This window comes from Rhodopila sp., from assembly GCF_035548235.1.
Taxonomy (GTDB): domain Bacteria; phylum Pseudomonadota; class Alphaproteobacteria; order Acetobacterales; family Acetobacteraceae; genus Rhodopila.
The window spans coordinates 1-2,931 of the sequence record NZ_DASZTJ010000170.1 but is presented as its reverse complement, the minus strand read 5'-3'; the positions used below and the strand labels follow the sequence as shown (position 1 = coordinate 2,931).

3 protein-coding genes are annotated in these 2,931 nt (G+C 67.7%); all 3 read right to left on the bottom strand.

The genetic code is table 11. The annotated features are described in order from the left end of the window. Positions 1–1,231 (bottom strand): lytic transglycosylase domain-containing protein (locus VHB27_RS13845; RefSeq protein ID WP_325601358.1); only part of this gene is annotated, 1,231 nt, incomplete at its 3' end. A 162-nt stretch (positions 1,232–1,393) separates the two neighbouring features. After that, a complete protein-coding gene (locus VHB27_RS13840) occupies positions 1,394–2,419 on the bottom strand; it encodes a HoxN/HupN/NixA family nickel/cobalt transporter (protein WP_325601356.1) in 1,026 nt (341 codons plus the stop codon). After that, positions 2,416–2,931: nickel-responsive transcriptional regulator NikR (nikR, locus tag VHB27_RS13835; RefSeq protein ID WP_325601354.1), on the bottom strand; the 516-nt coding region annotated here is incomplete at its 5' end. The genes VHB27_RS13840 and nikR, both read right to left, overlap by 4 nt.

The following is a 2,931-nucleotide window of genomic DNA, read 5'->3' as shown; positions in this document are numbered from 1 at the left end:
GAGCCCGTTCGGCCGCCGATTGCGCGCCTGGGAGGGTGGGGTAGGCGCCGACCTGGATGGCCCAGCGTCCCGGCGGGGCCGCCGCGGTCACCCCACCGCCGCGAATCTCCGGCAGCGTCGCCGAAGCCAGCACCGGACGGCGTGGCGGCGGAGGCGGCTCGTATGGGATCGCCCTGGACGCGACCTGGGTATAGGGCTGGGCCGTGTAGACGCAGCGCCGGTTGGGGTCGTACGCGGCATCCGGGTCGCAAGGGACCTCGGGCGGCGGCGGCGACGCGTAAGCATAACGTTGGGCGGGCGGCGGGTTATACCGCCTCGGCGTGGAGGTCCAGGCCGGCGCCGGCGGTGCCAGGGCAACCTGCTGGACGGGCTGCCGGGGCGGTTCCGACTCGATCCGCGCCAGGGCGCTTTGCACGGACGGCCCCAACCCGGACGACGACGCGGCTTGCGCCATCGGAACCGGCGGCGGGACCGCCATCGCGGTCTGAAGCTGTGGCGTGACCAGCGGCCGCGCCGGCAAGGACGCCGTCAGCACCGGAGCCTCGGCTGGCTTGCAGGGCGCATTCGGATCATACGCTGCGTCCGGGTCGCAACTCGCCGGCGTCGGCGCGCGCTGAATGGCCGGCGTTGCCTGGAAGCCGCCCGAGGCCACCTCGACCCCACGTCCCTCGAAGGGCGAGGGCGTCGGTTGATCCGAACCCAGATGCGGGGCGATGGCCGCGACGTATTGGACGGTCTCGGTCGGCAACGGCTGGCCGTAGTTCAGATATTTGTCCTCGCGATTCGGACCGGCGTTATAGGCGGCCAGGAAGCCGGGCGAGCCGAAGCGGTCGTACATCTCCCGCAGATAGGCCGTGCCGGCGAGGATGTTGTTGTGCGGATCGAACGGGTCGTTGCCCAGGCCGTAGCGGTCGCGCATCTCGGCATAGGTGTCGGGCATCACCTGCATCAGGCCGATCGCGCCGGCCCAGGAGATCACATCCTCCTGTCCGCCCGATTCCTGGTGCATCACGCCGCGGATCCATTTCTCGGGCAGGCCGAACCTGGCGGACGCCTCGCGGATATAGGGGCCCCACGGGTCGCTTTTGGGACCTGGCGGCGGGTAGTAGCGGGAGGGACTGCGCGGCACCGCGGCGTGGCGGGTCGAATGCGAACCGCCGCAAGCGGCAAGCGCGCTGAGCAGCGCGAGGCAGGCGATCAGACGCAACCAGGTAGCGAACGGATAGGGCACGCATTGTGTCATGCAGATAGGGTCCGAAAGGAACGCGCGTTCCAGCCTACCACATTCGATGAGGAAACCGTTAGAACTAACTGTATCGGCTCACGATTTTGACAAGGTCATGTCAATGATGGTCCGGGTGGCGCAGATCCGGCCGTCAATGGCGTGCTCCGGTCACTCTGTCTTCGTGGCGGGCGAACCGAGGCCGGCATACCGATAGGCGACCACCGCGATGGCCCAGGCGACGACAAAGAGGCCGATGATGGCGAAGCCCAGGTTATTGAAATTGTCATTCAGCACGCCGATCCCGCGCCAGAAACGCCCCGTGAGTCCCAACTCGCCGGCGACCAGTCCCAAGCCCTCGATCCCGCCGATCAGCACCGCGACGACGACCGAGACGGCGGTGATGACGAGGTTGTAGGTCAGCTTGCGCATCGGGTTGACGAATGCCCAGTTGTACGCGCCCAGCATCAGCACCCCGTCGGTGGTGTCGATCAGCGACATCCCGGCCGCGAACAGGGCCGGGAACACCATGATCGACCAGATCGGCAGGCCTTGCGCGGCTTGCGTCGCCGAAAGGCCGAGAAGCCCGACCTCGGTGGCGGTGTCGAAGCCAAGGCCGAACAGGAAGCCCAGCGGGAACATGTGCCAGCCGCTGGTCACCAGGCGGAAGGCGGGGCGGAACAGGCGTGCCAGCAGGCCTCGGCTGTTGAGCAGCACGTCGTAGTCCTGTTCGTCGAACCCGCCGCCGCGTCGGACGCGGCGGATGGTCCGCCAGATCTCGCGCAGGACCCCCAGGTTCATGGCGGCGATCAGCAGCAGGAAGACGGTCGATACAAGCGTCCCGACCATGCCGCCGATGGTTTTGAACGTATCGAACCGGGATGCCAGGGCGGTCGCGCTGGCGGCGATGCCGGCGGTGGCGAGGATGACCACCGCCGAATGGCCGAGTGCGAAGAAGAACCCGATGCTGACGGGCTGTTTGCCCGCCTGCACCAGCTTCCGGGTGACGTTGTCGATGGCCGCGACATGGTCGGCGTCGACCGCGTGGCGCAGGCCGAACCCATAGGCCAGCAGCGCGGTGCCGAGCAGCACGGGGCGGTCGCGGAAGAGGCAGAGGGCCCAGATCCAGGCGCTTGCATTGGCGAGCAGCAGCAGGGTGTAGAGCGCGGCGATCCGGCCGCGCGGAGTCCGGGTCATCGCGGTGGCCGGGGAAGCGTGTGAGGATGGGTATGGAGATGGGCATGCGGCGCGCCATGATGCGGATGCGCCTCGATTTCGTGCTGGACCGGAATGAAACTGACCTGTCCGTGGGTGACGCCGCGTTCGGCGATGACGCTCTTGGCGAAATCGCGCACCACCTCGGTGTCGCCGCGCAGCACCGAGAGTTCAAGGCAATTCTCGTGGTCCAGGTGCACGTGCATGGTCGCGACATGCAGGTCGTGGTGGGCGTGATGGGAGTCGGTCAGGCGCTTGGCGAGGTCCCGCGTATGGTGATTGAAGACGTAGGAGAGGGTGGCGAGGCAGGCGCCGGCGGTTCCGTCCTGAAGCTGGGCTTGCCGCAGGCCCTGGCGGGCGAGATCGCGGACGGCCTCCGATCGGTTCTCGTAATGGTGGGTGGCCATGAAGACGGCGAGTTCGGCGGCGAACTCGTCGGACATGCTGATGGTGACGCGCTCCATGGGGACCTGCGGCGTGTATGATGTTTGACG

Bases quoted from the DNA above. Each gene is read 5' to 3' on its own strand.
- VHB27_RS13840 (WP_325601356.1), bottom strand. From the start codon at position 2,419: ATGACCCGGACTCCGCGCGGCCGGATCGCCGCGCTCTACACCCTGCTG.